Source organism: Nonomuraea sp. NPDC049141 (assembly GCF_040648415.1).
Taxonomy (GTDB): Bacteria; Actinomycetota; Actinomycetes; order Streptosporangiales; family Streptosporangiaceae; genus Nonomuraea.
In genome coordinates, this window is sequence record NZ_JBEZDR010000005.1 from 443,747 (window position 1) to 462,734 (window position 18,988).

Annotated in this window: 17 protein-coding genes; 11 read left to right on the plus strand and 6 right to left on the minus strand. The window is 69.9% G+C overall.

Features of this window, described 5'->3' with window-relative positions:
- Position 1: 1 nt before the first annotated feature.
- From AB0B91_RS18145 to AB0B91_RS18160, 4 genes are read left to right on the plus strand one after another with little or no spacing between them, the layout of a single operon-like run.
- Positions 2 to 943: a 4-hydroxy-3-methylbut-2-enyl diphosphate reductase gene (locus AB0B91_RS18145; RefSeq protein WP_358320363.1), complete on the plus strand. Its 942-nt coding sequence runs from the start codon at positions 2 to 4 to the stop codon at positions 941 to 943.
- Positions 944 to 970: 27 nt separating this feature from the next.
- Positions 971 to 2,368, plus strand: coding sequence for a family 2B encapsulin nanocompartment shell protein (locus AB0B91_RS18150; protein ID WP_358320365.1), 1,398 nt, complete (start codon positions 971 to 973; stop codon positions 2,366 to 2,368).
- Between the two features lie 43 nt (positions 2,369 to 2,411).
- Positions 2,412 to 3,797, plus strand: a complete 1,386-nt coding sequence (locus AB0B91_RS18155; protein WP_358320367.1) for a family 2B encapsulin nanocompartment shell protein — start codon at positions 2,412 to 2,414, stop codon at positions 3,795 to 3,797.
- Positions 3,794 to 5,968 carry a terpene synthase family protein gene (locus AB0B91_RS18160; protein ID WP_358320369.1) on the plus strand — a complete coding sequence of 725 codons (2,175 nt, stop codon included), beginning with the start codon at positions 3,794 to 3,796 and terminating at the stop codon, positions 5,966 to 5,968. The genes AB0B91_RS18155 and AB0B91_RS18160 overlap by 4 nt, the downstream gene beginning before the upstream one ends.
- A 7-nt stretch (positions 5,969 to 5,975) precedes the next feature.
- On the opposite strand, the gene AB0B91_RS18165 is transcribed toward AB0B91_RS18160, so the two are convergent.
- On the minus strand, positions 5,976 to 6,314 hold the full coding sequence (locus AB0B91_RS18165; RefSeq protein WP_358320371.1) for an STAS domain-containing protein: 339 nt from the start codon (positions 6,312 to 6,314) through the stop codon (positions 5,976 to 5,978).
- A 137-nt stretch (positions 6,315 to 6,451) separates the two neighbouring features.
- On the opposite strand from AB0B91_RS18165, the gene AB0B91_RS18170 reads away from it, so the two are divergent.
- The gene (locus tag AB0B91_RS18170; protein WP_358320373.1) at positions 6,452 to 6,748 is read left to right on the plus strand and encodes a helix-turn-helix domain-containing protein; all 297 of its coding nucleotides are present in this window, start codon (positions 6,452 to 6,454) and stop codon (positions 6,746 to 6,748) included.
- Positions 6,749 to 7,026: 278 nt separating this feature from the next.
- Here AB0B91_RS18170 and AB0B91_RS18175 read toward each other — a convergent pair whose 3' ends face one another.
- Entirely contained in the window at positions 7,027 to 7,278 is a 252-nt protein-coding gene (locus AB0B91_RS18175; RefSeq protein ID WP_358320374.1) for a hypothetical protein, read from the minus strand.
- 424 nt (positions 7,279 to 7,702) lie between these two features.
- On the opposite strand from AB0B91_RS18175, the gene AB0B91_RS18180 reads away from it, so the two are divergent.
- Together AB0B91_RS18180 and AB0B91_RS18185 are read left to right on the plus strand one after the other, a co-directional pair.
- Positions 7,703 to 9,043, plus strand: a complete 1,341-nt coding sequence (locus tag AB0B91_RS18180) for an NERD domain-containing protein (protein WP_358320377.1) — start codon at positions 7,703 to 7,705, stop codon at positions 9,041 to 9,043.
- On the plus strand, positions 9,040 to 9,558 hold the full coding sequence (locus tag AB0B91_RS18185) for a GNAT family protein (protein WP_358320380.1): 519 nt from the start codon (positions 9,040 to 9,042) through the stop codon (positions 9,556 to 9,558). The genes AB0B91_RS18180 and AB0B91_RS18185 overlap by 4 nt, the downstream gene beginning before the upstream one ends.
- Before the next feature lie 35 nt (positions 9,559 to 9,593).
- On the opposite strand, the gene AB0B91_RS18190 is transcribed toward AB0B91_RS18185, so the two are convergent.
- Entirely contained in the window at positions 9,594 to 12,233 is a 2,640-nt protein-coding gene (locus AB0B91_RS18190) for a BTAD domain-containing putative transcriptional regulator (RefSeq protein WP_358320384.1), read from the minus strand.
- Between the two features lie 144 nt (positions 12,234 to 12,377).
- On the opposite strand from AB0B91_RS18190, the gene AB0B91_RS18195 reads away from it, so the two are divergent.
- A complete protein-coding gene (locus AB0B91_RS18195) occupies positions 12,378 to 12,599 on the plus strand; it encodes a M23 family metallopeptidase (RefSeq protein WP_358320386.1) in 222 nt (73 codons plus the stop codon).
- Positions 12,596 to 14,008, plus strand: a complete 1,413-nt coding sequence (locus AB0B91_RS18200; RefSeq protein ID WP_358320389.1) for a peptidoglycan recognition family protein — start codon at positions 12,596 to 12,598, stop codon at positions 14,006 to 14,008. Before AB0B91_RS18195 ends, AB0B91_RS18200 begins: the two co-directional genes overlap by 4 nt.
- Before the next feature lie 64 nt (positions 14,009 to 14,072).
- On the opposite strand, the gene AB0B91_RS18205 is transcribed toward AB0B91_RS18200, so the two are convergent.
- Positions 14,073 to 14,945: an FKBP-type peptidyl-prolyl cis-trans isomerase gene (locus AB0B91_RS18205; protein WP_358320391.1), complete on the minus strand. Its 873-nt coding sequence runs from the start codon at positions 14,943 to 14,945 to the stop codon at positions 14,073 to 14,075.
- 102 nt (positions 14,946 to 15,047) lie between these two features.
- On the opposite strand from AB0B91_RS18205, the gene AB0B91_RS18210 reads away from it, so the two are divergent.
- Both AB0B91_RS18210 and AB0B91_RS18215 read left to right on the plus strand, forming a co-directional pair.
- Positions 15,048 to 16,091 (plus strand): DUF2293 domain-containing protein, encoded by a 1,044-nt coding sequence (locus AB0B91_RS18210; RefSeq protein ID WP_358320394.1) that lies wholly within the window; start codon positions 15,048 to 15,050, stop codon positions 16,089 to 16,091.
- Between the two features lie 11 nt (positions 16,092 to 16,102).
- Positions 16,103 to 16,477, plus strand: coding sequence for an MmcQ/YjbR family DNA-binding protein (locus AB0B91_RS18215; RefSeq protein ID WP_358320397.1), 375 nt, complete (start codon positions 16,103 to 16,105; stop codon positions 16,475 to 16,477).
- Positions 16,478 to 16,483: 6 nt separating this feature from the next.
- On the opposite strand, the gene AB0B91_RS18220 is transcribed toward AB0B91_RS18215, so the two are convergent.
- Entirely contained in the window at positions 16,484 to 17,668 is a 1,185-nt protein-coding gene (locus AB0B91_RS18220) for a serine hydrolase domain-containing protein (protein WP_358320400.1), read from the minus strand.
- Positions 17,669 to 17,790: 122 nt separating this feature from the next.
- Entirely contained in the window at positions 17,791 to 18,987 is a 1,197-nt protein-coding gene (kynU, locus tag AB0B91_RS18225) for a kynureninase (RefSeq protein ID WP_358320403.1), read from the minus strand.
- Position 18,988: the final 1 nt, after the last annotated feature.

Sequence of the window (18,988 nt, forward strand, 5' to 3'; positions counted from 1 at the left end):
CATGGGACGAGTTCTTCTGGCGGCTCCGCGCGGCTACTGCGCGGGTGTGGAACGTGCCATCCTCACCGTCGAGGAGGCCCTCAGACGCTATGGCCGGCCCGTCTACGTGCGCAAACAGATCGTGCACAACACCCAGGTGGTCGACGACCTCACCGGTCGCGGCGCGATCTTCGTCGACGAGCTCGACGAGGTCCCGGAGGGCGCGCTGGTCGTCTTCTCGGCGCACGGCGTCTCGCCCGCGGTCAAAGGGGAGGCGGACCGTCGCGGTCTGCGCACGATCGACGCGACCTGCCCGCTGGTCACCAAGGTGCACAAGGAGGCCGCACGGCTGGCCGGCACGGGCTACGAGATCGTGCTCATCGGCCACGCCGAGCACGAGGAGGTGGAGGGCACCGTCGGCGAGGCGCCCGACCACATCCACGTGGTCGACCCGGACCGGCTCGACGAGCTGACGACCGGCGGCTCGGCCAGGATGAGCTGGCTGTCGCAGACCACGCTGGCGGTCGAGGAGACCATGGCGGCCGTCGCCCGGCTGCGCGAGCGCTTCCCCCAGCTCATCGACCCGCCGAGCGACGACATCTGTTACGCCAGCCAGAACCGCCAGGAGGCGATCACCAGGATCGCCGCCAAGTGCGACCTGGTCGTCGTCGTCGGCTCCGCCAACTCCTCCAACTCGCGGCGTCTCGTCGAGGTGGCCCTGAGCGCGGGCGCGCGGGCGGCCCACCTGGTCGACCGGTCCGGCGACGCCGACGAGCGGTGGCTCGACGGCGTCGAGACCGTCGGCGTCACCTCGGGCGCGTCGGTCCCGGAAGGGCTGGTCACCGAGCTGCTGGACTGGCTCGCCACCCGCGGCTACGCCGACGTGGAGCCGGTGACGCTGACCGAAGAGACCCTCACGTTCTCCCTCCCGCACGAACTCCGAGCCGCTCGACACCCCGGCTAGCAAACCCCTGAAGATTGGTGGTGCACCATGACCGAAACAACCGAGTCGACCGAGGCCAACGGCCAGCAGCTCAGCCTCAGCACCGATGCCGCCAAGAACCTGGCGACGACCACGAAGACCGCCCCGCAGATGCAGGAGATCACCTCCCGCTGGCTGCTCAAGCTGTTGCCCTGGGTGCAGACCTCCGGTGGCGTCTTCCGTGTCAACCGCCGGCTGACCTACACGCTGGGAGACGGTCGCATCACGTTCACCACCAGCGGCGCGGACGTCCATGTCATCGCCGCGGAGCTCACCGAGCTGCGCCAGTTGCACGGCTTCGACGACAGCGAGGTCCTCCAGGCTCTCGCCGACCGGTTCAGCCAGCGCGAGTGCGAGGCCGGCGAGGAGATCGTCCGCGAGGGCACCCCCCTCGACCAGCTGATCCTGATCGCCCATGGCCGGGTGGTCAAGATCGGCCACGGCGCGTACGACGACGACCAGGCCCTCGGTGTGCTGGCCGACGGCGACCATTTCGGCGAGGAGCTGCTGGGCGAGCCGGGCCAGTGGAAGTTCACCGCGAAGGCCAAGACCGCCTGCACCGTACTCACGCTGTCACAGCGGGACCTGCAGACGGTCCTCGACCGGTCTCCCGCGCTCCGCGCCCACCTGCAGAGCACGCGGGCCGCTGAAGGGCTGGCCCAGAACGACTATGGCGAGGCCGCCATCGAGCTGGCCGCCGGCCACAACGGCGAGCCCGTGCTCCCCGGCACGTTCGTCGACTACGAGCTCAGCCCCCGCGAGTACGAGCTGAGCGTGGCCCAGACCATCCTGCGGGTGCACAGCAGGGTCTCCGACCTGTACAACCAGCCGATGAACCAGCTCGACCAGCAGCTCCGGCTGACCGTCGAGGCACTACGCGAACGCCAGGAACACGAGCTGATCAACAGCCGCGAGTTCGGGCTGCTGCACAACGCCGACCTCAGCCAGCGCATCCGCACCCGCGACGGCGCGCCCACGCCCGACGATCTCGACGACCTGCTGGCCACCGTCTGGAAGGAGCCCGCCTTCTTCCTCGCGCACCCGCAGGCCATCGCGGCCATCGGCAGGGAGTGCAGCAAGCGTGGCATCTATCCGCAGGCCAGCGAGGTGAACGGGCACCGCATCCCGGCCTGGCGCGGTGTGCCGATCTTCCCGTGCAACAAGATCCCGATCACCGGCGCCCGGACGACCTCCATCCTGCTCATGCGCACCGGGCAGGCGAACCAGGGCGTCGTCGGCCTGCACCAGACCGGCATCCCGGACGAGTACCAGCCCAGCCTGTCGGTGCGATTCATGAGTATCAATGAGCAAGCCGTCATTTCCTACCTGGTCAGCGCCTACTATTCCGCGGCCGTGCTGGTGCCTGACGCGCTCGGCATCCTCGAAGACGTCGCGCTCGGCAGCTGAGAGCGGATCGGTTCGCCCGGCCTCATGATTGGCGGTGTTTCGGTTGACGGAATTGGACCAGCGGGACTCAAGGCAGAGCCTGGACACGGAGGCGGCACGCCGGCTCGCCACCACGACCAAGACTGCTCCGCAGATGCGGGAGATCTCGTCACGCTGGCTGCTGCGGGCGCTTCCGTGGGTACAGACCGCCGCCGGCACCTACCGGGTGAACCGCCGGCTCACCTACCGGCTCGGCGGCGGCCAGGTCGGCTTCATCAGCGCGGGTGCGGAGTATCAGGTGTTTCCGCCAAGCCTGACGGAGCTGCCGTTTCTGCAGGGTTTTGCCGACGGCCCGCTGCTCGCCAGGCTGGCGGGGCTGTTCGAGCAGCGGGAGTACACACGGGGCGAGACGATCGTGCGGGAGGGCAGCCCGGTGGCCGACCTCCTGCTCATCGCGCACGGCAAGGCCGACAAGCTCCAGAGCGGCCCGTACGGCACCAGCGTCGTGCGGGAGACGCTGGCCGACGGCGACCACACGGGCAACGACCTACCCGGACCGGAGAACCGGTGGACGTACACGCTCAGGGCCGGCACCGCCTGCACGGTGCTGGTCCTGCCCAGAGCGGCTTTCCGCGCGGTCATGGAATTCTCGCCGGCCTTCCGTGCGCAGGTCGAGTCCCATCTGCGCCGGCGGGCCCGGCCGCAGAACAAGTACGGCGAGGCCGCGATCGAGCTGGCCGCCGGCCACCGCGGCGAGCCTGTGCTCCCTGGCACGTTCGTCGACTACGAGCTCAGCCCCCGCGAGTACGAGCTGAGCGTGGCCCAGACCATCCTGCGGGTGCACAGCAGGGTCTCCGACCTGTACAACCAGCCGATGAACCAGCTCGACCAGCAGCTCCGGCTGACCGTCGAGGCACTACGCGAACGCCAGGAACACGAGCTGATCACCAACCGGGACTTCGGGCTGCTGCACAACGTCGATCCCCGGCAGCGGGTCTCCACGCGCGGCGGACCGCCTACCCCCGACGATCTCGACGAACTGCTCAGCCGCCGGAAGAAGACCCGTTATTACCTGGCCCATCCCCGCGCCATCGCCGCCTTCGGCCGGCAGTGCACCGCGAGAGGCGTCTACCCGGACACCGTCCAGCTCGACGGCAGCAGGCTGACGGCCTGGCGTGGCGTGCCGATCCTGCCCTGCGACAAGATCCCGATCAGCCGGCAGGGCACCAGCTCGATCTTCGCGTTCAGGACCGGCGAGGAGGACTCTGGCGTCATCGGCCTGCACCAGACCGGCATCCCGGACGAGTACCAGCCGGGGCTCAGCGTCCGCCTGTCCGGCATCGACGAGAAGGGGATCATGTCCTACCTGGTCAGTGCCTACTACTCGGCCGCGGTCCTGGTGCCCGACGCGCTCGGCCTGCTCGAGAACGCCGAGGTGATGGGCTCATGAGCCGATCCATGGCGCAGCCGTTCGAGTTGCCGGACTTCTATGTGCCTTATCCGGCCCGGCTCAACCCGCACGTCGAGGAGGCACGCGCGCACTCCAGGCAGTGGGCGCGCGGCATGGGCATGCTGGAGGGCTCGGGCGTCTGGGAGCAGGCCGACCTCGACGCCCACGACTACGCGCTGCTGTGCGGCAACACCCATCCCGACTGCGACGGCCCCCAGCTCTCGCTGATCACCGACTGGTACGTCTGGGTCTTCTTCTTCGACGACCACTTCCTGGAGACCTTCAAGCGCGGCCACGACCGCGTGGGCGGCAAGCAGTACCTGGACCGGCTACCCGCCTTCATGCCGATGGACCTGTCGTGCGCGACGCCGGAGCCGACCAATCCGGTCGAGGCGGGGCTGGCCGACCTGTGGGCCCGTACGGTCCCCGCCAGGTCGCTCGACTGGCGGGCGCGCTTCGCCGAGAGCACCAGGAACCTGCTGAACGAGTCGCTCTGGGAGCTGTCCAACATCAACGCGGGCCGGGTGCCCAATCCCATCGAGTACATCGAGATGCGGCGCAAGGTCGGCGGGGCGCCGTGGTCGGCCGGGCTGGTCGAGCACGCCGTGGGAGCCGAGGTCCCGGCGCGCATCGCCGGCTCCCGGCCGATGCGGGTGCTGCGCGACACCTTCGCCGACGGGGTGCACCTGCGTAACGACCTGTTCTCCTACCAGCGGGAGATCCAGGACGAGGGCGAGCTCAGCAACTGCGTGCTCGTGCTGGAGAAGTTCCTCGGCTGCGGCACGCAGGAGGCCGCCGACACCGTCAACGACCTGCTCACCTCGCGGCTGCAGCAGTTCGAGCACACGGTGTTCACCGAGCTCGGCCCGCTCTTCGTCGAGCAGGGACTGGACCCGCTCTCCTGCGCGGGCGTGCTGGCCTACGTCAAGGGGCTGCAGGACTGGCAGTCGGGCGGCCACGAGTGGCACCTGCGCTCCAGCCGCTACATGAACGACCGCGCGACCCGCCGGCCGCTGGGCACGACGTCGATCATCGACCTGCTGGGCGCGAAGCGGATCCGCAACTACACGTACGTGCCCTGCACGCCGGTCGGCCCGTCGCGGATCCCCGACCTCTACATGCCCTTCGAGGCCAGGAGCTCGCCCCACCTGGAGGCCGCCCGCCGGAACCTGGTCGTCTGGGCGCACGAGATGGGGATACTCGAAGCGCAGCCGGGCGTCACCGGCTCGGCCGTCTGGGATGAGGAGAAGCTGGTCGACTACGACCTCCCGCTGTGCGCCTCCGGGCTCCATCCCGACGGCACGCCGGAGGAGCTGGATCTGGCCTCGGCCTGGCTGGCCTGGGGGACCTACGGTGACGACTACTTCCCCATCGTCTTCGGCAGGACCCGCAACCTGGCCGCCGCCCGGGCCACCGTCGACCGGTTCGGCGCCTTCATGCCGCTCGACGGCTCGGCCCCTCCGTCGCCGATGACCGCCCTGGAGCGCGGTCTGTCCGGTCTGTGGGCCCGTACGACGGGGGAGATGAGCATGAACGCGCGCCGCAAGTTCCGCCTGACCATCGAGAGCATGTGCGCCTCCTGGCTCTGGGAGCTGGACAACCAGCTGCTGAACCGCGTGCCCGATCCCATCGACTACATCGAGATGCGGCGGCTGACCTTCGGCTCCGACCTGACCATGAGCCTGTGCCGCCTGGCCCGCGAGAAGGCGATCCCGGAAGAGGTCTACCGGGCCGGGCCGATGATCTCGCTGGAGCACGCGGCCTCTGACTACGCCACCCTGGTCAACGACGTCTTCTCGTACCAGAAGGAGATCGAGTTCGAGGGCGAGGTGCACAACTGCGTGCTGGTCGTCCAGAAGTTCTTCGGCTGTGACTACCCGGCGGCGCTCGACGTCGTCACCGACCTGATGACGTCCCGGATGAAGGAGTTCGAGCACGTCTTCGCGCACGAGTTCCCGGTCATGTGCGACGACTACGGCCTGGACGAGGAGACGCGCACGGCTCTGAACGGCTACGTGGAGGAGCTGCGCAACTGGATGTCGGGCATCCTCGCCTGGCATCGCGGCTGCCGCCGCTACGACGAGGTGTCGGTGCGCCGCCACCACCGGCCGCCCGAGTGGCGGCTGGGCGGGCCGAGGGGCCTGGGCACCTCGGCGGCGATGATCGTCTGACCCGGCGTCAGTACCAGCCCAGCAGGCTCAGGAGCCGCTGTTGGAAGGGTGTGAGGTTGCGCAGCTGGATCCAGCGCTCGCCGGGGTCGAGTGTGGGCAGGGCCAGCACACGCAGGCCCGACAGGTCGATGAAGGTGAGCTCGCTCGTGTCGACCACGATGTGCGTGCCGCCGCTCTCGCGGGCTTTGGCCAGGGTCTGGGCGAGGGCCCAGCTGTTGGTGATGTCGATCTCACCGCGGAGTGCCAACGCCGGAACCTCGCACCTGGCTCGCAGGAAGACCCGCAGCTGGCCGTCCTCGTACAGCAGGCGCTCCGTCGTGTCGGCCGTCTCGCCGTTCGCTGTCATCGCACCCCCAATCAGACCTCACGCTTGGGGGTTTGTCATGACCGTCACCGCATGTGACAGGAACCCGGTCTCACATTACACGAAATATGTTTCATCATCTGATATTCACGAAAAAATAGGCGTATTACAGTGAAGTCATGAACCGCCCCGAGTCCTCCCCCGCCGCCCGCTGGACGTTCCTCACCAACCACGCGCGGGTGCTGCTGGAGCTGGCCAGAGATCCGCGCCAGCGACTGCGGGACGTGGCCGTCACCGCGGGGATCACCGAGCGGACGGCCCAGGGCATCGTGGCCGATCTGGAAGCGGCCGGCTATCTCACCCGTGTCCGGGTGGGCCGGCGTAATCATTACAGCATCGGAGCCGACGAGGGATTCCGGCACCCCGCCGAGGCGGGGGTACGCATCGGGAGTTTGATCGACTTGTTCACGCGATAATCGGCGAGAAAGGCGCTGCCAAGCGGGTGCGCAATGATCGCGTCGCCAATTGTCGGCGCCGATGAATCAAGCGCCTTTTGCCTCGCACGACTAAAGGGCGTTTTATCCCCAAGAGTGGGCGATGGTGTGAAGTGAGCACCTCGCGGCCCGGGTCGTGATCGCGACCCGGGCCGCTCGGCGTTCCGGCTCGGTGCGCATCCGAGCGGATTCCGTGGCCTCGCGAGTGTCCACGGAGCTGGTTCATGCGGATCGCACGGACGTCGGTCCGGCGGGCGACGTCAGTGGTTGTTCAGCAGGTTGAGGTTGACGTCCCCCACGTTCGCGGTGGCCGGGATGTTCGCGGTGGCCGGGATGTTCGTGTACTTGGCCGAGTCGTTCAGCGCGGTGATGTCGTCGAGGAGGGTGGCCTGGCCCATGACGGACTGACCGCTGTTGCCGGGGGTGGGGTCGACGTCGGCCGAGGCCGCGGAGACGCAGAAGCCGAAAGCGACGCTCGCGATGGCTGCACCGGCGAGAATACGACGGATCATGATTGTTTTCCTCCGTTTGATGGGCGCGGAATTCCCGGCGCCTTAGTCGTTTGTGCAGGGCTGTGAGGTGCCGCCAATAACCATCGTGGCAGCCCGTCGATATCGCAACCCAAGAACGCCTGGCCGGGGTCAAGGGGGCATCTGATTTTCTTGGCATTCGACTTTCCACGGCCACCCGCCGGTGAAGGGCATATATACGTGCGCCGTACACGGTCAACTGAGTTTCATTTATCCAGGCATCGAGAATGATTGGCAGATCGAACGAGCCGGTTGAGCAAGGATCACCCCGGGCTTGGGTTCCGTCCGCGAATTTTGGCTGGTCGCGGTCGTGCCGGAGGGCGGCTCCGGCGTCATCCTGGCCACGCCCGCTGAGCCGGAAGGCCGTCAGCGCGGTTGTCAACGCGTTACGTGGGAGGATTGGCCCATGGCAGAGATCGTCGGTGGCGGGCATCCGGTCAACGACGCCGAGCGTCGGGTGATCTCCTACCTGCGCGACCACGCGCCCGCCGACTGGCTGTTGCTGCACAACGTCGAGCTGCCGCGCGGCGACGACGTCTTCGAGGTGGATCTGCTCGTCCTGACCGGCCACTCGCTGGTCGTCGTCGACGTCAAGGGCACCCGCGGCCGGATCGAGGTGTCGGGGACGCGCTGGTTCCCGCCGCGCAGGGAGGCGTTCGGCTCTCCCGCGACGAAGCTGCGGGGCATCGCGAAGGCGCTGAAGGGGCTGCTGGTCTCCAAGAACACGCAGCTGGAGCGCGTCTACGTCGACAGCCTCGTGGTCCTCACCTCGCCCGACGCCGAGCTGGTCGACCCGGCCGGGCGCGACGCGGTCAACGTCACCACCCTGGACGGGCTGCTCGCCACGCTGAGCGACGTCTCGCGGGTCAGGCGCGGGTGCAGCCCCCGCATCAAGCCGTACCTCACCGCGATACTCGACGCCCTCAACCAGACGGTACGCCGGAGCACCGCGCCGCCCAGGTTCGGCAACTGGGAGGTCGAGGAGCAGCTCGGCGGCGACGCGAAGGTGACCGAATACCGGGCCTTCAACGTCACGCTGCCGGGCAGCGAGACCGTGCTGCTCCGGGTCTACCAGGCCGACCCGCTGGCCGACCAGGCGTCGCGGGCGGCCGAGCGGCAGCGGATCGCCAACGCCTACCAGTCGCTGGCCCGCATCCCGCCGCACCCGTGCGTGGTGCGCTCGCGCGACTTCTTCGCCATCGACGACGAGAGCCGGTTCGTGCTGGTGCTCGACGACGTGCACGGCGAGGCGCTGCACCGGCGCCTGGGCACCGGCGTGCGGCTCGGCGTGATCCAGGACCTGCTGCGCGGACTGGCCCACGCGCACGCCAACGGCGTCATCCACCGGGCGTTGAGCCCGGCGTGCGTGCTGGTGACCGACGGGCACGCGGTGCTGACCGGGTTCGACTACGCCAAGCCCGGAGCGCGCAACTACACGGTCGCCCACGAGCTGGGCAACGTGCTCGACGCCCACTACGTGGCCCCCGAGTGCCATGAGCGGCCCGACAGGATGACGACCGCCTCCGACGTCTACGCGGCCGGGGTGATCGCCTACCAGTTGCTCTCCGGTGAGCTGCCGACCAGCGCCGACACCCAGGGGCCCGCCGTTCCCGACGTGGTGCGCCGGATGCTCGACCACTCTCCCGCCAAGCGCCCGACCGCGGCGGAGTCGCTGGAGGCACTGTCTGAAGTGCCACAGCGATCACGCCTCAAGCGATTTGTCCGTCGCATAGTGTCTGGATCATGACGATCAAGCTTCGTCCCGCCGCTGAGGACGATCTTCCCTTTCTCAACCGGCTGATCAGCGATCCGGAGAGCACGGGCCTCCATCAGTGGTACGGCTTTCAGGACCCCCACGGCATGCGCAGGCGGTGGGAGGAGAACGGGATGCTCCACGACGATGGCGGCCTGCTGCTGGTCGCCGATGGCGACGACCGTGTGGGCCTGGTGACCTGGAGCAAGCAGCTGACCTCCAGGGTCGCCTACTGCTGGGAGATGGGGATCATCGTGGCGCCCGAGTTCCGCGGCAAGGGCAACGGCACGCGGGCCCAGCGGCTCCTGGTGCGCTACCTTTTCGACCATTCGCCGGTCAACCGGGTCCAGGCGACGACCGAGATCAGCAACCTGGGCGAGCAGCGGGCGCTGGAGAAGGCCGGGTTCACCCGGGAGGGCGTCCTGCGCGGAGTCGGCTTCCGCGCGGGCGAGTGGCATGACGGCGTGATGTACGCCGTGATCCGCGCGGACCTGGACACGCGGATCTAACCCCGCGCTCTCAGACCGGGAATCAGCCCTCAGTCCTAGGCCGGCAGGCTGCGTCGCAGCACGTTGGCGTGGTTGAGATAGTCCAGGGCCAGCCCGGTGCGCCCGGCCGAGTGGTGCACCTCGCCCAGCATCTGCGTGCTCGACACCTCCCCGCTCCGGTCTCCGAGGGCCTGGAAGATCTCCAGCGACCGCTCCAGCCCGGCGGAGGCCGGCGCCCACTCCCCGCGGGCCGCCTGCAGTCCAGCGAGGCTCTGGAGGGCGTACGCGCCGCAGTGCCTGTCCCCGAGTGACTCGAAGATGTCGAGCGCGTGCCGGTGGAAGGACATGGCCTTGTGCAGATTGCCCATCTGCAGGCAGACGCAGCCCTCACGGTGGGCGTCGCCGAGCTCCTGCGCCAGCCGCATGGCCTGGCCCAGCGATTCCGACGCCAGGGCCAGGTCGCCCGACTTGAGGCAGACCCGGCCGATGGCCTGCCTGGCGAACGCCTCGCCGTGCGGGTCGTCCGCCGCCAGGAACATGGCCAGGGCGCGCTTGAAGTGCCCGAGCGACTGGGCGTGCCTGCCCCGGAACTGGCTCACCGCGCCGAGCCCGCAGATCGAGGTCGCCTCCGCCCGCAGATCGCCCAGCTCGTGGAACAGCCGGCGGGATCGGGTGAAGCCGTCGATGGACTCCTCGTAGCGGTCCTGGTAGAGGGAGACCTGGGCCAGGCCACGCAGCATGGCGGCCTCGCCGTACGTGTCGCCCGAGGCGCGGGCAGCACCGAGAGCGACGGTGTGGGTACGCTCCCATGTGTCGAGATGGCAGTGCAGGTCCAAGTAGGGGACCATCGCGGCGGCCAGTCCCCAGGCGGACTCGGCCAGTCCCATCTCAGCCGCCACGCTCACGGCGCCGACCAGCGTCTCGTGCTCGGCCTCGAACCACCCCAGCGGGTCCGAGGTCAGGCGGTCGAGCGTCTGCTCGGGCAGCCGCCAGCGCGGGGCCCGGGCGGCGGTGAGGCTGAAGACGGTGGTGGGCAGGCGGGCCATGGCGTGCTCGGTGGTCGCGGTCCAGGCGGCCAGCACCCTGGTCAGGCCGGTACGGTCGGAGCCGCGTTCGAGCGCGTGGCGGCGGATCAGCTCCGGCACCCGGTAACGCGGCTGGCCCACCGGGTCCGTGCCGACCAGCTCCAGCAGGTTGACGTCCACCAGCAGGTCGGTGACGTCGTCGGCGCGGTGCCTGCCGAGTGCGGCGTCGACCACCCAGCCGGGCTGGGCCAGGGCGCCCAGGAGGCCGAGAGTGCCCAGCGTACGGGCGGCTTCGTCGGGCAGGTGGCGGTAACTGCGGTCGAAGCAGACCCGGACTTCTTTCAGCTCGCTCAGCCGGTCGTCCTCCAGCCGCTCCCTGAGCACCGAGAGCGACCAGCCCGGCCGGCCGGCCAGCCGCGACCCGGCGCTCCGCACGGCCACCGGCAGACGTCCGCACGCCTCCACGATCGCCAGGGCCGCGTCATGCTCGCGGGACACCCGGTCCGTACCGATGATCCGGCCGAGCAGCGTCAGCGCGTCGCATGCGGACAGCTCGCCGAGGTCGACCTGGACCGCGCCGGGTAACTCCGTGATCCGGCGCCGGCTGGTCACGATGACGGCGCTGTCGTTCCCGGGCAGCAGCGGTCGTATCTGGGCCGCGTCGAGCGCGTCGTCGAGCAGCACGAGCATCGGCTGCTCGGCGAGCATCGACCGGAACAACGCGGACCGCTCGTGGATCGTCGGCGGCGCCGTCTCGACGCCGAGCGCCCGCAGCGCCTCCGCCAGCAGGTCAGCCGGCTCCCTGCCGTCGAGATCGAGGTAGAGCTGCCCACCGGGGAAGTCGTCCCGCAGGGCATGGGCGGCGTGTACGGCCAGCGCCGACTTCCCCGCCCCCGGCGAACCGGAGATGACCGCGATGGAGAACGGCTTGGCCAGCAGGGCCAGCTCGTCGGCCCGGCCGGTGAAGTCGGGCAGGTGCGGCGGGAGCTGCCGGGGCGCGGCCGGCGGGGCCTCGTCGGCCAGGATCGACTCGTGGGCGCGGCGCAGGTCGGCGCCCGGCTCCACGCCGAGCTCGTCGACGAGCTGGGCCCGGATCGTGGCGTAGGCCCGCAGCGCCTCGGCCTTCCTACCGGCCCGGTTCAGCGCCAGGACGAGGCGGCTCCACAGGTCTTCGCGGTAGGGGTGCTCCACCAGCAGCCCGCGTAACTGGGTGATCGCCCCGGCGTGGTCACCGCACTCGATCCGCTGGCCGATCAGCTCCTCGGCGGCGCGTAAGCGCACCTCGTTGAGCGGTTCGAGGCGGCGATCCCAGAACGGGCTGCCCGGCAGGTCGGCCAGCGGCGCGCCGCGCCAGAGCGCGAGCGCGTCGGCGAAGCGGGCCTGCGCGACCAGTTCCTCGAACGTCAACAGGTCCAGCGCTCCGTCGGGCACGTCAATGGCGTAGCCGGAACCGTCGCCGCGTAAGTGCTCGGCGCCGAGGTCCGTCCGCAGTGAGCTGACATACGTGCGTAAGTTCGCCTGTGCGGAGCGTGGCGGCCGGTCGGGCCAGAGCACCTCGACCAGCTGGTCGGCGCCGACGATCCGGCCTGTGTCCAGCAACAACGTGGCTAGCAGGATCTTCGGCTTCTTACCGGAGATCCGGACGGACCGTCCCGACGATCGGACTTCCAACGGCCCAAGTACATGAAAGGTGACCGACATGACCGCATCAGCTCCTCTTTGGAGGCCTGACCACCTTTTGTATCGGTTCTGGACGATTCTTGTGCGCCGAATGCACACCCTGGTCCCACAGATCACATCTGAAAGGTTCACCTCATGAAGCTCAGTGGGCTCGCAGTCGCGGGCGACGCACTGTTGTTCGGCCTCGGGACAGCGTCGTCGCCGCGGCGAACCAGGGGCTTCGGCAACCTTGTGAAGATCGACCATGGTGGCGGCTACGCCACCGGCTATGCCCATTTGAACAGCTTCTCTGTGAACGCGGGCCCGGTGACCGGCTCCAGCGTGTACGACACTCCCTCCGAACATTGCGGGTCATGATGATGAAGAAGCTTTTGGTGGCCGGGGTGCTCATCGTGGGCGCCCAGCAGGCCGCCCTGGCTGGCGCCGCGCAGGCGACCGCCGCCCCCCTCCCGGCCGCCTTCGACAAGGCCGCCTCGACCTACGAGGTGCCGCGTGACCTGCTGGTCGCGCTCGGCTACGCCGAGACGCACCTCGACGACCACGACGGCCAGCCCAGCGCCATGAACGGCTTCGGCGTGATGCACCTGGTCAGCAACCCCTCCTCGCACACCCTGGAGGACGCGGCCAAGATCACCTCCCTGACCGCGGCGAAGCTCAAGACCGACGACGCGTCCAACGTGCTCGGCGGCGCCGCCGTGCTGCGCGCCAAGGCCGACAAGCTCGGCCTGACCGCGACCGAGCGCAAGGACCCCGCCAAGTGGTACGAGGCGGTGGCCGCGTACGGTGGCGCGGCCAACGAGACCACCGCGCGGGTCTACGCCGACGCCGTCTACGAGGTGCTGGCCGCCGGCGTCAACACCGCGGGCGTGAAGGCCGCCGCGAAGGTCGTGGACCCGGACCGCGGCAAGTACAACTCGGACCCGCGCACGCTCGCGGCGACCACCGACTACCCCGGCGCCCTGTGGGCCGCCGCCAGCTCGTCGAACTACGCCGTGTCCAACCGGCCGACCGACGAGAAGATCGACCGGATCATCATCCACGTGACCCAGGGCTCGTACGCGGGCACGATCTCGTGGTTCCAGAACTCCGCGGCCAAGGTGTCGGCCCACTACGTGGTGCGCTCGTCCGACGGGCAGATCACGCAGATGGTGCGTGAGAAGAACCGCGCCTTCCACGCGGGCGTCAGCTCCTACAACCACCGCTCGATCGGCATCGAGCACGAGGGCTTCATCAACGACGCCTCGTGGTTCACCGACCAGATGTACCGCTCGTCGGCGGCGCTGACCAAGAACATCGCCGACCGGTACGGCATTCCGAAGGACCGCAGCCACATCATCGGCCACGTCGAGGTGCCCGGCTCCGACCACACCGACCCCGGGTCGCACTGGGACTGGACCAAGTACATGAGCTACGTGGGCGGCGGCTCCGGTGGCGGCGGCACCAACCCGTACACCGCCGAGAAGGTCTGCGGCGACGGCTACAAGGTGATCGACTCGCAGGCCCTCGGCACCGCGGGCACGGTCTACCTGCTCTACAACAGCGCCAACGCCAACAACTGCGTCGCCACGCTGAAGAAGACGTCGCTCGGCAAGGCCAGCGCGACCAGCGCGTTCCTCCAGGTGGCCGGCAAGGCGAAGGTCACCGACTCGGGCAGCTTCACTTACTACGCGGGTCCCGTCAGGGCGGCCGCGGAGGACAAGTGCGTGACGTGGGGCGGCTCCGTCGGCTCGTCGAGCTACACGAGCCCCCCCGAGCACTGCGGCTGATCCCCCTCAGCTGAAGTGCGCGGCCCTGACACCACCCTCCGGTGTCAGGGCCGTTTCTCGTTGGTCAGAGCACGTCCACGATGTCGACGACGTACAGCAGGGACCGGCCCGCCCCGGCGGGGAAGGCCACCCGGGCGCCCACGCGCTGGCCGGCGAGACCCGCCACCCAGCCGGGCGGCGCCGCCCGCGGCCCGAGGGTGAAGGCGCTGGGGCCGCCGCGGCGGTACGACGAGTCCACGACCCGGCGGCCCGGCCACTCCGCCGTGACGTACTGGACGATGACCTTGGATCCCGCCCGCACCGGAGGGCCGGAGCCGCCGATGAGGACGCGGGGCGAGCGGTCCTCGGGCACGTCCGGCAACGGCCGCCCGACGACACGGGCGTCCGGCGGATAGCCGCCGAGGACGTCGAAGACCAGCACCAGCGTCTCGGCCGGACGAGCCCCGCCGAGCGGCGGCCCTGAGCCGTACGCCTGGGCCGGGCGAGCCCCGCCAAGCGGCGGCCCCGAGCCATCCGCCCGAGCCGGGCGGGAGCCGCCTAGCGGCAGCCCTGGGCCATACGCCTGGGCAGCGGGGGCGACGAGCATGACCCGGCTGCCCGCCGGCCGGCCGATGAGCGCCTCGCGCCAGGAGTCCGGTGCGTGCCGGCCGTCGAGGACGACCTTGGCCGGGCGCTGGGTGTCGTACGTGGTCGCGTACGGCCGGTTGCCCGGCCACCCGCGGACCTCGACGTCCGCCAGCACCACGTCACCCGGCATGGTCCGCCGCCCGCTGCCCGTCGACAGCACCGTCACCCGGGGCACGCGATCCGGCTCGCCGTCCGGGATCGTGATGACCGGCCGATCGCCGAAGGCGCCCGTCACGACCGGCAGCCGGTCCTGTCCGGTCAGGTCACATGCGGTGAGGAGCCCGAGCACGGCAAGCCAGAGCAGGCGCACGATTCCCCCAATATCCTGATCAGCCGGATTACTTACCGCGCCCGGCGCAAGGAATGCGTCCGACCGCGTCATCTCCCGGCAAAGGCGCGAGAGACTGGGGCGATGAGCAAGCCGAATCTGGCCCGCAGGGTCGCGGACGCCGCCGAGATCGCGCTGGCCCACCGCAAGTACGTGACGTTCATCGACGTGGTGACCGGCCTGCGCTGGGTGCACTCGCGGCACGTCGACACCTGGCGGCAGGGCCGCGCCGCCACGCTGGCCGAGCTCGCGCCCGTCGACGACGACCGGCTGCTCACGGCCGCCGCGCTGCTGAAGGACTGGGCGACCGCCAAGGGGCTGCGGCCGGTGGAGACCCCCTATGTCTCCGGCAGCCGCGACCGCCGCGAGCTGCGCTTCACCGCCGGCCACGCGCAGGAGGCGTTCCGCGTCCACTGGCTGTCCCCCGACCTCAGCGAGGCCCGGGTGCGCCAGCTCACCGAGCGGCAGAGCAAGGCACCCGACCTGGTGGTGGTGGCCCCGCTCAACGCCTGGACGTGCGCGACCTGCGGCGACACCGGTCCTTACCTGATCATGGAAGAGGACGTGTCTCACTGCCTGACCTGTGCCGACATGGACCACCTGGTCTTCCTGCCGGCGGGCAACGCGGCGCTCAGCCGCCGGGCGAAGCAGGAGAGCGGCCTGTCGGCGGTGGTCGTCCAGTTCAACCGGCGGCGCAAGGTCTACCAGCGCCAGGGGCTGCTGGTCGAGGAGCACGCGATGGCGGCGGCGGAGGAGCGGTGCCTGGCCGACGAGGAGGTGCGGCTGCGCCGCCGTGAGCGCGACCGGGAGCGCCGGGCGGACCAGGACGTCGACTACCAGGCCCGGATGGCGGCCGAGATCGCCAGGCTCTTCCCCGGCTGCCCGGCCGAGCGGGCCCAGGAGGTGGCCGCCCATGCCGGCCAGCGCGGCAGCGGCCGGGTCGGGCGCTCGGCGGCGGCCAGGGCGCTCGACGAGAACGCGATCACGCTGGCCGTGGTGGCCTCGATCCGCCACCTCGACACCGACTATGACCGGCTGCTCATGTCGGGGGTGCCGCGCATGGAGGCCCGCGACCTGATCAGGGATCGGATCGACGCCAAACTGGCCGAGTTCCGGCGCGTTCGATAGCGTCCGAAGGCATGGATGACTGGCACGACGTACGAGAGCGACTGCGGGTGTTCGCCCTCGGGCTCCCGGAGTCCCACGAGGATCACCCGTGGGGCGAGACGGTCATCAAGGTGAACAAGAAGGTGTTCATCTTCCTCGGTATGGAGGAGCGGACCGAGAAGTGGGACCCGTCCTTCTCCGTGAAGCTGCTGTCCGAGGCGCGCGGCCACGCGCTGACCGTCGAAGGGGCCGCGCCCACCAGCCACGGGCTGGGCAAGGCCGGGTGGGTGACGGTGCCGTTCCTGGCCGAGCTGCCCGAGACCGAGGTGCTGATCGACTGGGTGGAGGAGAGCTACCGGACGATCGCGCCGAAGCGGGCGATCAAGCTGCTGGACGGCGAATCGTAGCCGGGCTCACTTCGCGAAGGCGGCCAGGGCGATGGCGAGGGCGCGCTGGTTCTGGCCGGAGCTCTTGGCGTCGGTGGAGTTGACCGAGTAGACCACCGTGCGGCTCAGGTCGCGGGTGGCCCCGAGGCCGGCCGCGCTGCCCCACCTGGCTCCGGTCTTGCCGTACCCCACGAGGCCGCCGGGCAGCTCCATCCTGGCCAGGCCCGAGGTGTAGACGGCATCGCCCTTGCCGCCGTACGCCTTCACCGGCGGCACCGTGAACATCGGCTCCAACTGCGCGGCCGGCACGACCCTGCCGCTGAAGAGCGCCTTGACGAACTTCTCCAGGTCGGCGGTCGTGGAGATGAGGTCGCCCGAGGCCCAGGTCGAGGTGACGCTCGACTCGGTCATGTTCACCACGTAGCCCTCGCCGTACTTGATCGCGTCGGGGAAGCCCTGCGGCACTGCCTGGTAGCCCTGGTTGTGCCGGCCGCGGATGCGGACCGAGGTGCCCGGCAGGTAGCTGTCGGTCATGCCGACGGGCCGCAGGATCCTGGTCGTCACCTCGTGCTCGTAGGAACGCCCGGTGACCTTCTCGATGAGCAGGCCGGCGACGAACGTGTTGGTGTTGAGGTAGTGCTGCTGCGTGCCGGGGGTGAACTCGATCGGGTTCTCCACCGCCTTGGCGACGTACGCCTCGGGCGTCCACTTCTGGAACCGGGTGGCGTAGATGTCCGCGAAGTCATCGCTCACCTTGGGCGCGGGAAGCCCGCTGGTGTGGTTGAGCAGCTGGCCGACCTTGACGGCCGGGTAGTCGGCCGGCAGCAGGCCGGGCAGGTACTCCTGGACCGTGCCGTCGAGGGACAGCTTGCCCTCGGCGACGAGCTGGAGCACCACCGACACGGTGAAGACCTTGGTGACGCTGCCCGCCCGGAACCTGGCCCCGGCCTTGGCGGGCCGCTTCGTCCGCAGGTCGGTCACGCCGGACACGCCCTGCCACGAGCCCGTCGAGCCGCTCACCCGCACGTCCGCCGCGGTGGCGTCGGCGGCGGGCAGGCCCTCGATGCTCTTCGCCAACGCCGCCGCGTTGACAGGCGGCACCTCGACCTGAGCGACAGCGTGTGTTCCCGTCAAGGCGTGGGCGGTGGCGGCCTGTGCGGTGGCGGCGACCGAGAGGGCGAGGACGAGACCGGCGACATAAGTGCGCTTCATGGAAAGCTCCAGGTGAGAGGCGGGAAGTTCAACTGCCTCAAGCCTGTCGATCACGCGCTCCACCCGGATCGCCGACGCAGGCGATCTTCCGTCTCCCTCCTGCGAGGGAGGCACTCGGTCGCTCAGGTGACCGCGAGCCGCCGGGCGTACCTCTCCTCCCGCCAGAGCTCCTTCTCCAGCACCTCGGCCAGGACGGCGGCGGCGTCGTACACGTCCACGAACCGCGTGTACAGCGGCGCGAAGCCGAAGCGAAGAATGTCGGGCGCGCGGAAGTCGCCGTGTACGCCGCGGTCGATGAGCGCGCGCATCACCGGATAGCCGTCGGGGTGGTAGAGGCTCACCTGGCTGCCCCGGTCGGTCGCCTCGCGCGGCGAGGCGAGCTCCAGGGCGTCACCGACCAGGTCGATGAAGAGCGAGGTCAGCGCGACGCTCTTGGCCCGGACCTGGCGCATCGGCACCCGCTCCCACACGTCGAGCGCCGCCTCCAGCGCCGCGAACGACAGCACGTGCGGGGTGCCGACCGCGAACCGCCTGATCCCCTCGGCCGGCCGGAATCCGGGCTCGAACGCGAACGGCTCCGCGTGGCCGTGCCAGCCGGGCAGGACGTTCTCGGCGGCGGCCAGGTGGCGTGGGTTGACGTAGAGGAACGCGGGCGCGCCGGGACCCGCGTTGAGGTACTTGTACGTACAGCCGACCGCGAAGTCGGCCATCGAGACGTCCACCTCCATGGCGCCCACACTGTGGCACACGTCCCAGACCATCAGCGCCCCCGCCGCCTGCACCCGCGCGGTCACCGCCAGCACGTCATGGCGGGCGCCGGTGCGGTAGTCGACCTCGGACAGCAGCACCACGGCCGCGTCGTCGAAGCGCCCCTCGGCGAAGTCGCGGACCTCGTAGCCGCCCAGCATCCCGGCCAGCCCCTGGACCATGTAGTGGTCGGTGGGGAAGTTCCGCACGTCGGAGACGATCACCCGCCGGTCGGGCCGCAGCCGCGCCGCGGCGGCGACCGTCTGGTAGACGGCGATCGACGTGGTGTTGCCCACCACGACCTGGCCGGGGCCCGCGCCGATGAGCGGGGCCAGCCGGTCACCCGTGGTCAGCGGCTGCTCGTACCACCCCGCCTGGTTCCACCCGCCGACGAGCTGCCCACCCCACTCGTCCTCGACCGCCTGCCGCACCCGTTCGGCGGTACGGCGGGGCAGCGCGCCGAGTGAGTTGCCCACGAGGTAGACGACGCCTTCGGGCAGCACGAACTCGTCGCGGAAGTCCCTCAGCGGATCCTCGGCGTCCAGGGCGAGGCAGTGGTCGCGATCCAGCATG

Coding starts and splice junctions, on each gene's coding strand:
- AB0B91_RS18145 (WP_358320363.1), top strand. CDS start 2: ATGGGACGAGTTCTTCTGGCGGCTCCGCGCGGCTACTGCGCGGGTGTG.
- AB0B91_RS18150 (WP_358320365.1), top strand. CDS start 971: ATGACCGAAACAACCGAGTCGACCGAGGCCAACGGCCAGCAGCTCAGC.
- AB0B91_RS18160 (WP_358320369.1), top strand. CDS start 3,794: ATGAGCCGATCCATGGCGCAGCCGTTCGAGTTGCCGGACTTCTATGTG.
- AB0B91_RS18165 (WP_358320371.1), bottom strand. CDS start 6,314: ATGACAGCGAACGGCGAGACGGCCGACACGACGGAGCGCCTGCTGTAC.
- AB0B91_RS18170 (WP_358320373.1), top strand. CDS start 6,452: ATGAACCGCCCCGAGTCCTCCCCCGCCGCCCGCTGGACGTTCCTCACC.
- AB0B91_RS18175 (WP_358320374.1), bottom strand. CDS start 7,278: ATGATCCGTCGTATTCTCGCCGGTGCAGCCATCGCGAGCGTCGCTTTC.
- AB0B91_RS18180 (WP_358320377.1), top strand. CDS start 7,703: ATGGCAGAGATCGTCGGTGGCGGGCATCCGGTCAACGACGCCGAGCGT.
- AB0B91_RS18185 (WP_358320380.1), top strand. CDS start 9,040: ATGACGATCAAGCTTCGTCCCGCCGCTGAGGACGATCTTCCCTTTCTC.
- AB0B91_RS18195 (WP_358320386.1), top strand. CDS start 12,378: ATGAAGCTCAGTGGGCTCGCAGTCGCGGGCGACGCACTGTTGTTCGGC.
- AB0B91_RS18200 (WP_358320389.1), top strand. CDS start 12,596: ATGATGATGAAGAAGCTTTTGGTGGCCGGGGTGCTCATCGTGGGCGCC.
- AB0B91_RS18210 (WP_358320394.1), top strand. CDS start 15,048: ATGAGCAAGCCGAATCTGGCCCGCAGGGTCGCGGACGCCGCCGAGATC.
- AB0B91_RS18215 (WP_358320397.1), top strand. CDS start 16,103: ATGGATGACTGGCACGACGTACGAGAGCGACTGCGGGTGTTCGCCCTC.
- AB0B91_RS18220 (WP_358320400.1), bottom strand. CDS start 17,668: ATGAAGCGCACTTATGTCGCCGGTCTCGTCCTCGCCCTCTCGGTCGCC.
- kynU (WP_358320403.1), bottom strand. CDS start 18,987: ATGCTGGATCGCGACCACTGCCTCGCCCTGGACGCCGAGGATCCGCTG.